Genomic DNA, 14,771 nt, shown 5'->3' with positions numbered 1-14,771 from the left:
ACCGGTGGCAGCCATCCCAGCCATTCCGGATCAAAAAAGGCCCGAACCTTGTGACAGGTCCGGGCCTTTTAATGTGATGTGGTGATCAAGATGCGCGTTTAGCGCATACGGCTGACAACCACGGTGACCTCTGGCTTCTTGCCGATTTCCGCATTGGCGGACTGACGGGCGATGCGCTTGAGTTCCTGTTCCAGCTTGTCGTCATCTTTCAAGGTCTTCTTGCCGGCCCGCATCAGGAACTGGTTGAGGTCCTCTTCCATCACCTCGACCAGCGCCGCATTGGACTGTCCGGTTTCGGCCAACCCCTTGATGTCGACCCAGGGTTCGCCCAGCGGTTCATCGTCCTCGTCCAGAATGGCGGTGACAACAACATGGCCGTTCAGCGCCATGCGGATCCGGTCGCGCACAATCCCGTCCATGGCGCCGATCTTGACCGACCCGTCCAGATAGGTGCGGCCAGTGTCGATGTATTCGGCCACCTTGGGCCGGTCCCCGGTGAGGTCCATCATCATGCCATTCACGACGATGGCAGACGCCATCCCCTTGGCCTCTGCAAGGCGGGAATGACGGCGCAGGTGGCGGTGTTCGCCGTGCATCGGGATCAGCATCGTCGGCTTGACGATGTCATGCATCCGCTCCAGATCGGGACCGTTGGCATGGCCGGACACGTGATAGAGCGAGGAGCTGTCATCAACCACATCCACGCCGCGTTCGGAAAACTGGTTGATGATCCAGATCACGCCTTTTTCGTTGCCCGGAATGGTCTTGGAGGAGAACAGGAACAGGTCGCCCTCTTTCAGCTCCAGACCGCGATATTTGCCCCGTGCCAGCTGCGCCGAGGCCGCCCGCCGTTCGCCCTGGCTGCCGGTGGTGATCAGCATCAGGTTTTCACGCGGGATTTCGCCCGCTTCTTCCGGTTGCAGGACCTTTGGGAAATCCGTCAGCACGCCGGTTTCGATCGAGGCTTCGATCATCCGGCGCATGGCCCGGCCCAGCAGCACGATGGAGCGCCCTGCCCGTTCGCCGGCTTCGGCCAGGGTTTTCACCCGCGCGACGTTGGAGGCAAAGGTGGTCGCGGCCACCATGCCGGTCGCCTCGGAGATGAGCTGCGTGATATTGCCGCCCAATTCGCTCTCGGAACGACCAGCGTGGGGCGAGAACACATTGGTCGAATCGCAGACCAGCGCCTTGACGCCATCCTTGGAGATCGAGGCCCAGAGGTCCGGATCGAAGGCCTCGCCCACGATGGGATTCTCGTCGAGTTTGAAGTCACCGGTGTGGACAATCCGCCCCGCCGGGCTGTCGATCACCAGCCCCCCGGATTCCGGGATCGAGTGCGAGATCGGCACCGCGCCAACGGTGAAGGGACCGAGTTTGGTCACTTCGGGCCAGGGCGAGATGATCTTGACCGCCTCCGGGTCCTGGCCGTGTTCTTCCATCTTGCGGCGGGCGATATTGGCGGTAAAGGCACGCGCAAAGATCGGCACGTTGTTCAGCCGTGAATAAAGATGCGCCACGGCACCGATGTGGTCCTCGTGGGCGTGGGTGATGAAAATGCCCTCCAGCTGGTCGGCGCGATCCGCCAGCCAGGTGATGTCGGGCATGATCAGGTCGACACCGGGGCTGGTGTCCATATCCGGGAAAGCCACGCCCAGATCGACGAGAATCAGACGCTCGCGGCCCGGCTCGCCATATCCGTAGACATAGGCATTCATGCCAATTTCACCCGCCCCGCCGAGGGGAAGGTAGATCAAACGTTCACTGCTCATGGTTACTTACCGATATCCTTGTTATGGTCGTGGATGAGCCTGAGACCTTGCATGGTCAGGTCATCCTCAAATGCGTCGAATAGGTCTGCTGCTTGCTGGAAGAGCGGCGCCAGCCCGCCGGTCGAGATAACTTTCATCGGCACGTCCGACTCGGCCCGGATCCGGGTACAGATCTCGCGCACAAGCCCCACGTAGCCCCAGAACACGCCGGATTGCATGCAGGCTACGGTATTGGTGCCAATGACGTTTTGTGGCTTGGAGATATCCACATGCGGCAACGCGGCGGCGGCCTGGTGCAGGGCCTCCAGGCTGAGGTTCACGCCGGGGGCGATCACGCCCCCAATATAGGCCCCGTCGGCAGCCACCACATCAAAGGTGGTGGCGGTGCCGAAATCGACCACGATCAGGTCGCCGCCATATTTGTGATAGCCCGCGACGGTATTGACCAACCGGTCAGGGCCGACCTGGGTCCCGACATCGACGCGCACATCCACCGGCAGCGCGCATTCGGGTTTGCCGACCACCAACGGGCGGGTGTTGAAATAGCGATCCGACAGAACCCGCAGGTTGAACACCACCCGCGGCACTGTCGAAGAGATGATCACATCGGTGATCTTGGCCTTGATCCCTTGCAGGTTCATCAGGGTCGAGAGCCAGACGTAATATTGATCCGCCGTGCGCTGCCATTCGGTCGAGGTGCGCCAATGGCCGACCATCTGATCCCCGTCCCAGATGGCAAATACCGTGTTGGTATTGCCGCAATCTACTGCCAGAAGCATGACGTCCCGCCCTCGCTCAAAAGAAAATATCCGCCGCCGGGATGCTGACAGGCCCCCGCGCGGTGGTGAGAACGAGGTTACCCGCCTCGTCAACGGTTTCAAACGTACCGGAAATCTCTTCGCGGGTGGTGCGGGCGGTGATCACCTCGCCCAGCTTCGCGGCGCGCGCCAGCCAGGCGGTGCGGATCGGCTCAAACCCATAGGTGGTGAACTGCTCCTCGTAGCGGGCAAAGGCATTGGCCAGGGCGGTCAGGAACGTTTCAGGGTCCACCTTCACGCCCATCTCCGACAGCAGCGAGACCGGCCAGACGGCGCCGGGTTCCAGCCATTCCTTCATCGGGGTTTCGGCGAGGTTCACACCGATCCCGATAGAAAGGTAGCTGACGCCACCTTTTGATCCGGCGCTTTCCAGCAGAATACCGGCCAGTTTGCCCCCGTTCAGCAGCACGTCGTTGGGCCATTTCAGCGCCAGCCCCTTGGTGCGGCCGGTCACGACCTCCACCGCGTCATAGAGCGCCAATGCGGCGACAAAGCTGCGCAGGGCGACCTGGTGCGGCGAGCCCAATGGACGATAGACCAGGGTTGCGGCGAAATTTCCCACCGGGTCGGTCCAGGCACGCCCCCGCCGCCCACGCCCCTTGGTCTGGCGCAGCGCAAGGATCCACTCCGGCCCGGAGAGGCTCGGTGCGAGGCGGGTTGCCTCGTCCAGCGTGCTGTCGATTTCCGCCAGCACGCGGCGTCCATATCCATTTGGCCATTCAGTCATGCGCGCCCTTTAGCACCCGGTTTCGCAAAAGGCAAAAGGCCCGGTCGCTCTGGACCGGGCCTTTTGATAAATTATCGGCGCACCCGCTCAGTGGACCAACATCGCAGCGGCCGTCGCAGCCGCGCCCTCAAGCCCGAATGTCGAGATCACGCCAATCAGCATCAGCGCGGCCCCCGCCGAGAAGAAGGCCAACAGCACCGGTGAGCGGGCGGTTTCGACCTCCACCCCTTCGGAGCCGAAGTACATGAAGAACACGATCCGCAGATAGTAATAGGCACCGATCACCGAGGCGATCACACCGGCGATCGCAAGCCAGGCCATGTCCGCCTCGACCGCGGCGCGCAGCACGAAAAATTTACCAAAGAAGCCAAGCATCGGCGGCACACCGGCCAGCGAGAACAGCAGCACAAGCATCCCCAGCGCCCGCCCCGGTTCGCGCTTGGCGTATTGGTTCAGCGCCCGGATGTCGGTCACCGGTTTGCCATCGCGATGCAGCATCATGATGAAGGCAAAGGTACCGATATTCATCGCAACATAGATCGACATGTAGATCAGCAGCGCCTGAATGCCGAGCTCGGTGCCCGCCGCCAGGCCGATCAACGCATAGCCCATGTGGGCGATGGAGGAATAGGCCATCAGGCGTTTCAGGTCGGTCTGGCCAATGGCAGCCACCCCTCCGAGGAACATCGACAGCACTGCCAGCAAGGCAACGATCTGGCTCCAGTCCGCAACGGCATGGCCAAAGGCGTCATGCATGACCCGTGCAAAGAGACCCATCGCAGCCACCTTGGGCGCGGAGGCAAAGAAGGCCGTGACCGGGGTCGGCGCACCCTCGTAGACGTCCGGTGTCCACATGTGGAAGGGCACCGCAGAGACCTTGAACGCAAGGCCCGAGATCAGGAACACGATGCCAAACAGAAGGCCCAGCGTGACCTCGCCATGCTGTGCCACTTCGATGATGCCCGAGAACAGCGTGGTGCCGGCAAAGCCATAGACCAGCGAGGCACCATAGAGCAGCAGGCCAGAGGACAGCGCGCCAAGCACGAAATACTTAAGCCCCGCCTCGGTCGATTTGATGCTGTCGCGCCGCAGGGCGGCGACCACATAGAGCGCGAGGGACTGCAGTTCCAGCCCCATATAGAGCGCCATCAGGTCGCCGGCGGAGACCATGACCATCATGCCAATGGCAGAGAGCGCGACCAGCAGCGGATATTCGAACCGCAGCATGCCGCGTTTGGACATATAGTCCTGCCCCATCACCATGACAGCAGCGGCGGACAGCAGGATCGCAACCTTGGCAAAGCGGGAGAAGGCGTCATCGACGATCATGCCGCCAAAGGCCTCGGTCGTGCCGGAGCCGGAGGTTCCGATCCAGACCCCGAGCACCGCCATCAGCGCGGCGGTAACCCACACGAGCATGGGCGCCAGCTTGTCCTTGGCAGTGTAAACGGCCCCGATCAGCGCCGCCATCACGTAGATGGCGAGGATGATCTCAGGCAGGATCACGGAGAGGTCAGCTTGCATCTGAGCGGCTCCTTAGTGGGAATTTGTGGCGGCGACATTGACCTCGGCCGCTTCCGCGAGGAAGCCAGCGTCGGCAACGGCCGTGTTGACGGAGGACACCAGTGCTTCGGTCGAGGGGCCGATCACATCGGTGACAACGGAAGGATAGACGCCCAGCAGCAGGGTCATGGCGACCAGCGGCGCAAAGATCCATTTCTCGCGGGCATTCATGTCCTGAATCGCCTTGAGGCTTTCCTTGATCAGGTCGCCAAAGACCACCCGACGATAGAGCCAGAGCGCGTAGCAGGCGGAGAAGATCACGCCGGAGGTGGCGACCAGCGCGACCCAGGTGTTGACCTGGAAGACGCCCATCAGGGTGAGGAATTCACCGATGAAGCCCGAAGTACCCGGCAGGCCGACGTTGCCCATGGTGAAGAACATGAACACCAGCGCATAGGCGGGCATGCGGATCACCAGACCGCCATAGGCGTCGATATCGCGGGTGTGCATGCGGTCATAAATGACCCCGACGCAAAGGAAGAGCGCCGCAGAGATGAAGCCGTGGCTGAGCATCTGGAAGATCGCGCCATCCACACCCTGCTGGTTGGCGGCAAAGATCCCCATGGTGACAAACCCCATGTGGGCGACCGAGGAATAGGCGATCAGCTTTTTCATGTCTTCCTGCACCATCGCCACGAGCGAGGTATAGACGATGGCAATCGCTGACATCCACAGGATGATATCCGTCATCACCTCGGACCCGATGGGGAACATCGGCAGGGAGAAACGCAGGAAGCCGTAGCCGCCCATTTTCAACAGGATCGCCGCCAGCACGACCGACCCGGCGGTCGGTGCCTGAACGTGGGCATCGGGCAGCCAGGTGTGAACCGGCCACATCGGCATCTTCACCGCGAAGGAGGCGAAGAAGGCCAGGAACAGCAGCGTCTGCATGCCGCCCAGCACATGAATGCCAAGCACATCAAAGCTGGTATAGGAGAATTCATGCACCAGCAGGCGGGTGATGTCGGTGGTGCCCGCATCGAAATACATCGCCACCATCGCCACCAGCATCAGCACGGAGCCGAAGAAGGTATAGAGGAAGAATTTGAACGACGCGTAGATCCGTTCCTTGCCGCCCCAGATGCCGATGATCAGGAACATCGGGATCAGGCCTGCCTCGAAGAACATGTAGAACAGCACCAGATCCAGCGCCATGAACACGCCGAGCATCAGCGTTTCAAGCACCAGGAAGGCAATCATATATTCCTTGACGCGGGTCGAGACGTTCCAGCTCGCCAGGATGGTCAGCGGCATCACGAAGGTGGTGAGCAGCACGAACAGGACCGAAATCCCATCAACGCCCATCTTGTATTTCAGACCGAAAATCCATTCCGCCTCTTCGACGAACTGAAAGCCTGTGTTGGCGGCATCAAACCCGAAATAGATGAACAGGCTCACCAAGAAGGTGATCGTGGTGGCCAGCAGCGCCACGTATTTGGCGTTGCGTTGCGCCGCCTCATCCTCGCCGCGCATCAGCAGGGCCATGACAGCCGCCGCCAACGCCGGGATGAAGGTGACGATGGATAGGATATTGTCCATCAGTGCGATCCTCCGCCGATCGACATCCAGGTGACCAGGGCGGCAATGCCCAGCACCATGTAGAAAGCATAAGTAAAGATATAACCGGACTGGGCCCGGCCAGCGAGACGCGTGAAGAAGGGAACGACGCCCATGGCAATCCCGTTCAGGAAGCCGTCGATGGTCTTGCCGTCGCCCTTTTTCCAGAAGAATTTGCCAATCGCCAGCGCTGGTTTGACGAAGACCACATTGTAGAGCTCGTCAAAGTACCATTTGTTCTTGAGGAACAGATACAGCGGCCGCTGCTGTTGCGACAGGCGTTTGGGCAGCTCCGGGTTGACGATGTAGAACAGGATCGCAAGCCCGAGTCCCAGCAGCATGGCGATAAAGGGAGACACCTTGACCCAGGCCGGTGCCGCATGGGCATCGTCAAGGACATGGTTGTCCGGCGCGATATAAAGCGCCCCTTCGCCCGGCGCACCGGCAAAGGCGTAGTGATGGTCACCCGCGTCGCCGTGAGCCGCCGCATCGCCATGATCGCTCTGCGCGACGGCGTGGCTGTCATCCGCTGCCCCGTGAGAGTCATCCGCACCATGAGAAACGTCGGCGGCACCATGGGCATCGGTCGCGCCATGACCGGCAGAGGCCTCTGCCACAGGGATGCCGTAGAATTTGCCAACCTTGTCCGCATGACCAAAGAAGCTGTTGTACCACAGCATGCCCGAGAAGACCGCACCAAGAGCCAGCACGCCGAGCGGGATCAGCATGACCATCGGGCTCTCATGCGCGTGGTCGTGCGTATGCTTGTCGCCGCGCGGCTTGCCGTAGAAGGTCAGAAAGATCAGACGCCAGGAGTAGAAGGAGGTCATCGCCGCCGCGATCACCAGCATCCAGAACCCATAGCTGGACCCGCCTGCATAGGCGCTCTCGATGATGGCGTCCTTGGACAGGAAGCCCGCGAAACCGATATGGGTGAGCGGAATGCCAACGCCGGTGATGGCCAGCGTGCCGATCATCATCGCCGCAAATGTATAGGGGATCTTCTTCCGCAGCCCGCCGTAGTTCATCATGTCCTGTTCGTGGTGCATCGCGTGGATGACAGACCCCGCGCCGAGGAACAGCATCGCCTTGAAGAAGGCATGCGTGAACAGGTGGAACATAGCCGCCGAATACATGCCGACACCCGCCGCCACGAACATATAGCCGAGCTGCGAACAGGTGGAATAGGCGATGACGCGTTTGATGTCGGTCTGCACCAGGCCCACGGTCGCCGCGAAAAACGCGGTTGTCGCCCCGACCACGGTAATAAAGGCGGTCGCTTCGGGCGCGACCTCCATCAGGGGCGACATCCGGCACACCAGGAAAACGCCCGCGGTCACCATCGTGGCCGCGTGGATCAGGGCCGACACGGGGGTCGGGCCTTCCATCGCGTCCGGCAACCAGGTGTGCAGGAACAGCTGCGCCGATTTGCCCATCGCGCCGACGAACAGCAGGAAGGCAATCAGGTCGGCCGCGTTCCACTCGGTCCACAAGAAGTGAACAGAGGTCTCCGCCAGCTGCGGCGTCGCCGCAAAGACGTCGCCAAGGTTGATGCTGTCGGTCAGCAGGAAGAGCGCAAAAATACCAAGGGCAAAGCCGAAATCACCCACACGGTTGACGATGAACGCTTTCATCGCTGCCGCGCCGGCTGTTGGTTTGCGATAGTAGAAACCGATCAGCAGGTAGGAGGCAACGCCCACCCCTTCCCAGCCAAAGAACATCTGGACCAGGTTGTTGGAAGTCACCAGCATCAGCATGGCGAAGGTAAAGAACGACAGATAGGCAAAGAAGCGCGGCTTGTAGCTCTCGCCGTCCTTCCACTGCGGATCGTGATCCATGTAGCCGAAGGAATACAGATGCACCAGCGCCGACACAGTTGAGATCACGATCAGCATGATCGCGGTCAGCCGGTCGAGCCGGATTTCCCAGGAGGTTGACAGGCTGCCGCTCTCGATCCAGCGGAAGATCTCGATGATACGGGTTTCGCCGTCAAAGGACAGGAAGGTGATCCAGGACAGGAGCGCGGTCAGGAACAGCAGCCCGGTCGCCGTCCACATGGCGGCTTTTTCGCCGATGATCTTATGGCCAAAGCCGCAGATCACCGCCCCCACCAGCGGGGCAAAGAGGAGAGTGGTTTCCATCTGGATTAGCCCTTCATCACGTTGACGTCTTCGACCGCGATGGTGCCGCGGTTGCGGAAGAAACACACAAGGATCGCAAGACCAATCGCGGCCTCTGCGGCGGCAACGGTCAGCACGAACAGCGTGAACACCTGCCCCACCAGATCGCCAAGGAACGACGAGAAGGCGACGAGGTTGATGTTCACCGCCAGCAGCATGAGTTCGATGCTCATCAAGAGGATGATCACGTTCTTGCGGTTCAGGAAGAGGCCGAAGATGCCGATGACGAACAGCGTCGCCGCGACCGTCAGGTAATGTTCAAGTCCTATCATTGGTCAAAGCCCCTGCCCCGGTTTGATGTCCTTAAGCTCCATCGCGGTGGCCGGATCGCGGTACATCTGCGCCAGGACATCCTGGCGCTTGACGTCCTGGCGATGGCGCAGGGTCAGAACGATGGCGCCGATCATGGCCACCAGCAGAATGAGCCCCGCAAGCTGGAACAGAAGGAAGTATTGGTCGTAAATGATGAGGCCAAGCGCCTCGGTGTTGTGGCGGTCGACAGGCACCGGCTGGGTGATGTTCGCGGCCACATCCTGGGCGCTCTCCCAGGAGCCGAAGGCGATCACGAATTGCATCAGGATCACCAGCCCGATCAGCAGGGCCAGCGGCATGTATCTCGCCATCTCGGCTTTCAGCTCGGCAAAGTCGACGTCGAGCATCATCACCACAAACAGGAACAGCACCGCGACCGCGCCGACGTAGACGATCACCAGCAACATGGCGACGAATTCCGCCCCCAGCAAAACAAACAGCCCGGCCGAGGAAATAAAGGCCAGGATCAGCCACAGCACCGAATGCACCGGCTGGCGGCTGATCACAGTGAACAGCCCGCCGGTGATGGCGCTGATGGCGAAGAGGTAAAAGGCAAAAACGCTCATGTCTCATCGTCCCCTTTGTCGCCCAGGACCTCTTGCGCCAGTTCCAGCGCCCGGGTCATGGCCGGAATGCCGGCAAACACCGACATCTGTCCGATCGTCTCGACGATCTCTTGTTTTTTCGCGCCCGCTTCCAGAGCGTGGCGCACGGTCTGACGCACGGCGCTGTCCGCCTGTGCGCCCTGCATGGTCAGCCCGGCCAGCGTCAAAAGCAGCCGGGTCTTGGCGTCAAGGCCGTCCTTGTTGACGGCATTGCCGAACATCATTTCCATGACCTCTTTGGGCATGGTCGGCCAAAGCGCCTCAAACCCTTTGGGAGAAAAGCTCTCCAGCGCGGGATTGAGGGCCTTCGCCATCTCCTGCGCCTGGGCCATCATGGCCTCGAAAGGGTTTTTCGGTGTTTCACTCATCGGTACGGCGCGTCCAGTTCGAGGTTGCGGGCAATCTCCGCTTCCCAACGCTCGCCATTGGCCAGAAGTTTGTCCTTGTTGTAGAACAGCTCCTCGCGGGTCTCGGTGGCGAATTCAAAATTCGGCCCTTCGACGATGGCGTCCACCGGGCAGGCTTCCTGACAGAAACCGCAGTAGATGCATTTGGTCATATCGATGTCGTAGCGCGTAGTGCGGCGGCTGCCGTCCTCGCGCGGTTCGGCGTCGATAGTGATGGCCTGCGCCGGGCAGATCGCCTCGCAAAGCTTGCAGGCAATGCAGCGTTCCTCGCCATTGGGGTAGCGGCGCAGCGCGTGCTCGCCCCGGAAGCGTGGGCTCAGCGGGCCCTTTTCATGCGGGTAATTCAGGGTCGATTTTGGAGCAAAGAAATACTTCAGCCCCAGTTTCATGCCCTGCCAGAAGTCCTGCAGCAGAAAATATTTGGCGGCGCGGGTATAGTCGATCTGGGTCATATCAGCCTCCTGTGCTCCAGCGGGCGAAAGCCCCCCAGAACCAATCGAAACGTGCGGCAAAGGCCACGAAGACCACCCAGACCAGCGAGAACGGCAGGAAGACTTTCCAGCCAAGGCGCATCAGCTGGTCGTAGCGGTAGCGCGGGGTGATGGCTTTGACCATGGCGAAGAGGAAGAAGAAGAACGCCATCTTCGCAATCATCCACAGCGGGCTGTCCGGCAGGAACGGAATGGGCGAGAGCCAGCCGCCGAAGAACAGCAGCGAGGTCAATGCGCACATCAGGAAGATGGCGATATACTCGCCCGCCATGAACAGCAGAAACGGCGTCGAGGAATATTCCACCTGATACCCGGCCACCAGTTCGGATTCGGCTTCGGGCAGGTCGAAGGGCGGGCGGTTCGTCTCTGCCAGGCAGGAGATGAAGAACAAAAAGACCATCGGGAAATGCGGCAGCCAGTACCAGTTGAACAGCCCGGCAGAGCCATCCTGGGCGCGCACGATGTCGCCAAAGTTCATCGAACCGGTGGTGAGGATCACGCCGATGATGATCAGGCCGATGGAAACCTCGTAAGAAATCATCTGCGCCGCAGAGCGCAGGGAGCCAAGGAACGGATATTTGGAGTTCGAGGCCCAGCCGCCCATGATCACGCCGTAGACCTCAAGCGAGGAAACCGCGAAAACATAGAGGATGGCGACGTTGATGTCCGACAGCACCCAGGTGTCGTTGAACGGGATCACCGCCCAGGCGATCATCGCCAGCACGAAAGAGGTGATCGGCGCCATGATAAAGACCGTTCGGTCTGCACCGGCCGGGATCACGACCTCCTTGACGATGTATTTCAACGCATCGGCGACGGTTTGCAGCAAACCAAAGAGGCCCACCACGTTCGGACCGCGACGCATCTGGACCGCGGCCCAGATCTTGCGGTCACCGTACACCAGAAACAGCAGCGAAATCATGACGAAGGCCACGACAGCCAAGGTCTGCGCCAAGATGATGACAGCAATGCCGCCTGGGGTGTTAAAGAAATCAGCCATAGGTCCTCACACCGTAGGTATTCCGTTTGCCTCGCAATTTGCGACCACGACTTCGGCGTCGATGGTGCGCAATCCGCGCGGGAGAGCTGGCGAGATGGTGTAGACAGCATCTGCCTCCCAAATGCCACCCTCTTGTTTCATTTTTGTGCGCACGTGACGCGCAAATCCGTAACCACGGATCAGGGCATACTGTGCGGCCGCACAATCGGCGTAATCGTTCAATTCATCCGCGGTTTGCAACCGGTCCATGGACAGGTGGAATTGAACCAGATCCCCTTCCAGAAGGCTGGTGCCGACGCCCAGATAAGAGGGCGCGGCGCGGCTGACCTCGCCGTCCGGCGCATCGGCGCAGGCGGCAAGGGCAAGCCCCAGTCCGGATATGAGGACCCAGCGGATCACTCGGCCGCGATCTTGGTGTCGCGCCGCGCCATCGCCTGTGCGGAAAGCTCCGCCATCAGCTGAGACGACCGCGCAATCGGGTTGGTCAGGTAGAAATCCTTCACGGCGGGCAGGAACGCCGCCTTGCCCAGCGGTTCCAGCGGCAAAGCATCGCCTTCGTTGGCGACGACCCGGTCCACTTTGGCCAGATGCGGTACGTCCTTGATCAGGGCGGTGCGCAACTGCGCCAGGCTGTCAAACGGCAGCGTCGCACCCAGCTCGGCTGAGAGTGCCCGCAGGATGGCCCAGTTTTCCTTGGCCTCGCCAGGGGCGAAACCGGCGCGCATCGCCAGCTGAGGCCGCCCTTCGGTGTTCACGAACAGCGCGTTTTCTTCGGTATAGGCCGCGCCAGGCAGGATCACGTCGGCCCGATGAGCGCCCCGGTCCCCGTGGCTGCCCTGATAGACCACAAATGCGCCCGGGTCGATTTCGACCTCGTCCGCGCCCAGGTTATAGATCACCTCGGCACCGTCGATTGCGGCCGCCATGCCGCCTTCGGTCACTGCGCCGATGTCGAGCGCGCCAACGCGGGCCGCCGCCGTGTGCAGCACCAGGAGCTTGCTGTTGGTGTCCGCCGCCAGCTTTTGCGCCGCTGCCAGAACCGCCAGACCGTCGGCCTCGCGCAGAGCGCCCTGCCCGATAATCACCACGGAGGGCGCGTCGCGCACATCGCCGTAGTCCTTGTTCAGCAGACCGTCCAGCGCGGCGCGATCCGTGCCGACATGGGTATAGTCATAGGTCAGATCCACTTCGGGACCGACCACCCCCACCTGCGCGCCCTTCAACCAGGCCTTGCGGATGCGGGCGTTCAGAACCGGTGCTTCGTCACGCGGGTTGGTGCCGATCAGCTGGATGAACTTGGCGCTGTCGATATCCTCGATTGTCGCGGTGCCGACATAGGCCGCGCGGTTGCCGATGGGCAGGCGGGCGTTGTCCGTGCGGGCCTCGACCTTGCCACCGAGCCCTTCGATCAGCTGCTTCAGCGCATAGGCGGCCTCGACAGAGACCAGATCACCGATCAGACCGGCGACCTTTTTGCCCTTCATCGCGGTGGTGACCGCGTCGAGTGCCTCGGGCCAAGTGGCGGGCCGGAGCTTGCCATCAATCCGCACATAGGGGCGGTCCAGCCGCTGACGCCGCAGACCATCCCAGACAAAGCGGGTCTTGTCGGAAATCCATTCCTCGTTCACGCCATCGTGGTTGCGCGGCAGGATCCGCATCACTTCGCGGCCCTTGGTATCGACGCGGATGTTGGAGCCTAGCGCATCCATCACGTCGATGGTTTCCGTCTTGGTCAGCTCCCACGGACGGGCGGTAAAGGCATAGGGTTTCGAGGTCAGCGCGCCCACCGGACACAGGTCGATGATATTGCCCTGCAGGTTCGAATTCAGCGTTTCATTCAGATAGGAGGTGATCTCGGCATCCTCGCCGCGACCGGTCTGGCCCATCTGAGTGATGCCAGCCACCTCGGAGGTGAAGCGCACGCAGCGGGTGCAGGAAATGCAGCGGGTCATCGCCGTTCCGACAAGCGGGCCGAGGTTCAGCTCGTCCACCGCGCGTTTGGGTTCGCGGAAACGCGAGAAATCCGCGCCATAGGCCATCGCCTGGTCCTGCAGGTCACATTCGCCGCCCTGGTCGCAGATCGGGCAATCCAGCGGGTGGTTGATCAGGAGGAACTCCATCACCCCTTCCCGCGCCTTTTTCACCATCGGCGAATTGGTTTTCACCTGCGGCGCCTGACCTTCCGGTCCGGGGCGCAGATCGCGCACCTGCATCGCGCAGGAGGCCGCCGGTTTCGGCGGGCCGCCAACAACTTCGACAAGGCACATGCGGCAGTTGCCGGCAATCGACAGGCGCTCATGGTAGCAGAAGCGCGGAATTTCGATGCCCGCCTGCTCACAGGCCTGGATCAGGGTCATTGCCCCGTCCACTTCGATCTCGTTTCCGTCAATGTTGATCTTGCGGAGGTCAGACATGGTCTATTTCGCCCTCAGTAACACGCCGATCGCGCTGTTTTTCTCAATCTCTGCCAGCCCGTAGGCGCAGAAGGTTTCCGGTTGGTCCAGTTTGACCCCTTCCTGCGTCAGCAGGCGCTCGCCCTTGGCGCGCATCCGGGATTTTTCCTGATCCGATTTGATGTAGGCCTTGATCTCGCTGTCGCTGTACCCAAGCGCATTGGCGCGCGAGCGGATCTGGTAGAGCTGGTTCAGCCCCTTCAGGGTTCGCGGCGCCAGCCTGTGGTTGCAGCTGTCTGCAACTTCGCTGGCCACAGCGACCGCAAACAGCGGGTTTTCGATTTCCGGCACATCGCGCAACGAGGGCCTGGCCTCGCCCGCGGTGGCGCTGACCGCAAGTACACTGGCCAGCATCAGCGACCAGAACACGGTCAACAGAAGACGGGACGGGGTCGGGGCGGCAACAGTCATGGCATTCTCCTTGGGTGGTGTTTTGCAACCACCTGTGGAAATCGCCCTGCTATGCAATAGCAGTGCCGCGCGCCCGGTTTCAAACCGGCCAGGATATGCCGATCTGCCCGTCACGGTTTGCAGGTCCCCGTGAACACACCGGCCCCGTTGTCCAGATGCAGACCATAGCTGCCGTCGGGTCCGACCGTGATATTCGTCCAGTCGAATTTCGAGGTGCCGTAATTCTCGATGCAATAGCTTTTGGCGGCGTGGTCAGCCGCAGCATATGCGCCAGACTGCGACCGTGTCGCATCTGCCACCTCGACCCGGAAATCGGCCAGAGTTTCCCGCTTGTTGATCGCCTTGGCACTCACCCGGAACGGTACGCCGTCAAAGCGCGGGTATTTGTCCTCGTTGAGCTTGCCACAAGACACCAGCCCGAGGCCAAGCGCCGCGATCAAGGTCACTGGAAGAGCTGGGTGCATCCGCATATCCTTGG

At 61.2% G+C, this 14,771-nt stretch carries 15 protein-coding genes; all 15 read right to left on the bottom strand.

Going from position 1 to position 14,771, the window contains the following annotated elements; genetic code table 11:
* Window positions 1–98: 98 nt before the first annotated feature.
* The 15 genes from TRIHO_RS06770 to TRIHO_RS06700 all read right to left on the bottom strand — a co-directional run bounded on the left by TRIHO_RS06770 (window position 99) and on the right by TRIHO_RS06700 (window position 14,757).
* A complete protein-coding gene (locus TRIHO_RS06770; RefSeq protein ID WP_068241525.1) occupies window positions 99–1,769 on the bottom strand; it encodes a ribonuclease J in 1,671 nt (556 codons plus the stop codon).
* 2 nt (window positions 1,770–1,771) lie between these two features.
* On the bottom strand, window positions 1,772–2,548 hold the full coding sequence (locus TRIHO_RS06765) for a type III pantothenate kinase (protein ID WP_068241522.1): 777 nt from the start codon (window positions 2,546–2,548) through the stop codon (window positions 1,772–1,774).
* 16 nt (window positions 2,549–2,564) lie between these two features.
* Window positions 2,565–3,314: a biotin--[acetyl-CoA-carboxylase] ligase gene (locus tag TRIHO_RS06760; RefSeq protein ID WP_068241520.1), complete on the bottom strand. Its 750-nt coding sequence runs from the start codon at window positions 3,312–3,314 to the stop codon at window positions 2,565–2,567.
* 87 nt (window positions 3,315–3,401) lie between these two features.
* Window positions 3,402–4,838: an NADH-quinone oxidoreductase subunit NuoN gene (gene nuoN / locus TRIHO_RS06755; protein ID WP_068241518.1), complete on the bottom strand. Its 1,437-nt coding sequence runs from the start codon at window positions 4,836–4,838 to the stop codon at window positions 3,402–3,404.
* Between the two features lie 12 nt (window positions 4,839–4,850).
* On the bottom strand, window positions 4,851–6,416 hold the full coding sequence (locus TRIHO_RS06750) for an NADH-quinone oxidoreductase subunit M (protein ID WP_068241516.1): 1,566 nt from the start codon (window positions 6,414–6,416) through the stop codon (window positions 4,851–4,853).
* Window positions 6,416–8,575 (bottom strand): NADH-quinone oxidoreductase subunit L, encoded by a 2,160-nt coding sequence (gene nuoL, locus TRIHO_RS06745; protein WP_068241515.1) that lies wholly within the window; start codon window positions 8,573–8,575, stop codon window positions 6,416–6,418. The genes TRIHO_RS06750 and nuoL overlap by 1 nt, the downstream gene beginning before the upstream one ends.
* A 5-nt stretch (window positions 8,576–8,580) precedes the next feature.
* A complete protein-coding gene (gene nuoK, locus TRIHO_RS06740; RefSeq protein ID WP_008553673.1) occupies window positions 8,581–8,886 on the bottom strand; it encodes an NADH-quinone oxidoreductase subunit NuoK in 306 nt (101 codons plus the stop codon).
* Window positions 8,887–8,889: 3 nt separating this feature from the next.
* Complete coding sequence (locus TRIHO_RS06735; protein ID WP_068241513.1) at window positions 8,890–9,492, bottom strand: NADH-quinone oxidoreductase subunit J; 603 nt, start codon at window positions 9,490–9,492, stop codon at window positions 8,890–8,892.
* Window positions 9,489–9,899 carry a carboxymuconolactone decarboxylase family protein gene (locus TRIHO_RS06730; RefSeq protein WP_068241511.1) on the bottom strand — a complete coding sequence of 137 codons (411 nt, stop codon included), beginning with the start codon at window positions 9,897–9,899 and terminating at the stop codon, window positions 9,489–9,491. The genes TRIHO_RS06735 and TRIHO_RS06730 overlap by 4 nt, the downstream gene beginning before the upstream one ends.
* Window positions 9,896–10,390: an NADH-quinone oxidoreductase subunit NuoI gene (gene nuoI, locus TRIHO_RS06725; RefSeq protein WP_068241510.1), complete on the bottom strand. Its 495-nt coding sequence runs from the start codon at window positions 10,388–10,390 to the stop codon at window positions 9,896–9,898. Before nuoI ends, TRIHO_RS06730 begins: the two co-directional genes overlap by 4 nt.
* 1 nt (window position 10,391) lies before the next feature.
* Complete coding sequence (gene nuoH / locus TRIHO_RS06720; RefSeq protein ID WP_068241508.1) at window positions 10,392–11,429, bottom strand: NADH-quinone oxidoreductase subunit NuoH; 1,038 nt, start codon at window positions 11,427–11,429, stop codon at window positions 10,392–10,394.
* A gap of 6 nt (window positions 11,430–11,435) precedes the next feature.
* Window positions 11,436–11,828: a hypothetical protein gene (locus TRIHO_RS06715; protein ID WP_068241507.1), complete on the bottom strand. Its 393-nt coding sequence runs from the start codon at window positions 11,826–11,828 to the stop codon at window positions 11,436–11,438.
* On the bottom strand, window positions 11,825–13,843 hold the full coding sequence (gene nuoG / locus TRIHO_RS06710; RefSeq protein ID WP_068241505.1) for an NADH-quinone oxidoreductase subunit NuoG: 2,019 nt from the start codon (window positions 13,841–13,843) through the stop codon (window positions 11,825–11,827). Before nuoG ends, TRIHO_RS06715 begins: the two co-directional genes overlap by 4 nt.
* 3 nt (window positions 13,844–13,846) lie before the next feature.
* Window positions 13,847–14,236 (bottom strand): DUF5333 domain-containing protein, encoded by a 390-nt coding sequence (locus TRIHO_RS06705; RefSeq protein WP_068241581.1) that lies wholly within the window; start codon window positions 14,234–14,236, stop codon window positions 13,847–13,849.
* Between the two features lie 167 nt (window positions 14,237–14,403).
* The gene (locus tag TRIHO_RS06700; protein ID WP_068241579.1) at window positions 14,404–14,757 is read right to left on the bottom strand and encodes a hypothetical protein; all 354 of its coding nucleotides are present in this window, start codon (window positions 14,755–14,757) and stop codon (window positions 14,404–14,406) included.
* Window positions 14,758–14,771: the final 14 nt, after the last annotated feature.

The organism is Tritonibacter horizontis (genome assembly GCF_001518015.1).
In the GTDB taxonomy this organism is placed as follows: domain Bacteria; phylum Pseudomonadota; class Alphaproteobacteria; order Rhodobacterales; family Rhodobacteraceae; genus Epibacterium; species Epibacterium horizontis.
The sequence above is the reverse complement of the archived record's forward strand: the minus strand, read 5'-3'. Positions and strand labels throughout refer to the sequence as shown.

What these genes read in the sequence shown, in the direction of transcription:
- nuoH (WP_068241508.1), bottom strand. Translation starts at nt 11,429, where the DNA reads ATGGCTGATTTCTTTAACACCCCAGGCGGCATTGCTGTCATCATCTTG.
- TRIHO_RS06770 (WP_068241525.1), bottom strand. Translation starts at nt 1,769, where the DNA reads ATGAGCAGTGAACGTTTGATCTACCTTCCCCTCGGCGGGGCGGGTGAA.
- TRIHO_RS06760 (WP_068241520.1), bottom strand. Translation starts at nt 3,314, where the DNA reads ATGACTGAATGGCCAAATGGATATGGACGCCGCGTGCTGGCGGAAATC.
- TRIHO_RS06705 (WP_068241581.1), bottom strand. Translation starts at nt 14,236, where the DNA reads ATGCTGGCCAGTGTACTTGCGGTCAGCGCCACCGCGGGCGAGGCCAGG.
- nuoK (WP_008553673.1), bottom strand. Translation starts at nt 8,886, where the DNA reads ATGATAGGACTTGAACATTACCTGACGGTCGCGGCGACGCTGTTCGTC.
- TRIHO_RS06700 (WP_068241579.1), bottom strand. Translation starts at nt 14,757, where the DNA reads ATGCACCCAGCTCTTCCAGTGACCTTGATCGCGGCGCTTGGCCTCGGG.
- nuoL (WP_068241515.1), bottom strand. Translation starts at nt 8,575, where the DNA reads ATGGAAACCACTCTCCTCTTTGCCCCGCTGGTGGGGGCGGTGATCTGC.
- nuoI (WP_068241510.1), bottom strand. Translation starts at nt 10,390, where the DNA reads ATGACCCAGATCGACTATACCCGCGCCGCCAAATATTTTCTGCTGCAG.
- TRIHO_RS06730 (WP_068241511.1), bottom strand. Translation starts at nt 9,899, where the DNA reads ATGAGTGAAACACCGAAAAACCCTTTCGAGGCCATGATGGCCCAGGCG.
- TRIHO_RS06735 (WP_068241513.1), bottom strand. Translation starts at nt 9,492, where the DNA reads ATGAGCGTTTTTGCCTTTTACCTCTTCGCCATCAGCGCCATCACCGGC.
- nuoN (WP_068241518.1), bottom strand. Translation starts at nt 4,838, where the DNA reads ATGCAAGCTGACCTCTCCGTGATCCTGCCTGAGATCATCCTCGCCATC.
- TRIHO_RS06765 (WP_068241522.1), bottom strand. Translation starts at nt 2,548, where the DNA reads ATGCTTCTGGCAGTAGATTGCGGCAATACCAACACGGTATTTGCCATC.
- TRIHO_RS06750 (WP_068241516.1), bottom strand. Translation starts at nt 6,416, where the DNA reads ATGGACAATATCCTATCCATCGTCACCTTCATCCCGGCGTTGGCGGCG.
- nuoG (WP_068241505.1), bottom strand. Translation starts at nt 13,843, where the DNA reads ATGTCTGACCTCCGCAAGATCAACATTGACGGAAACGAGATCGAAGTG.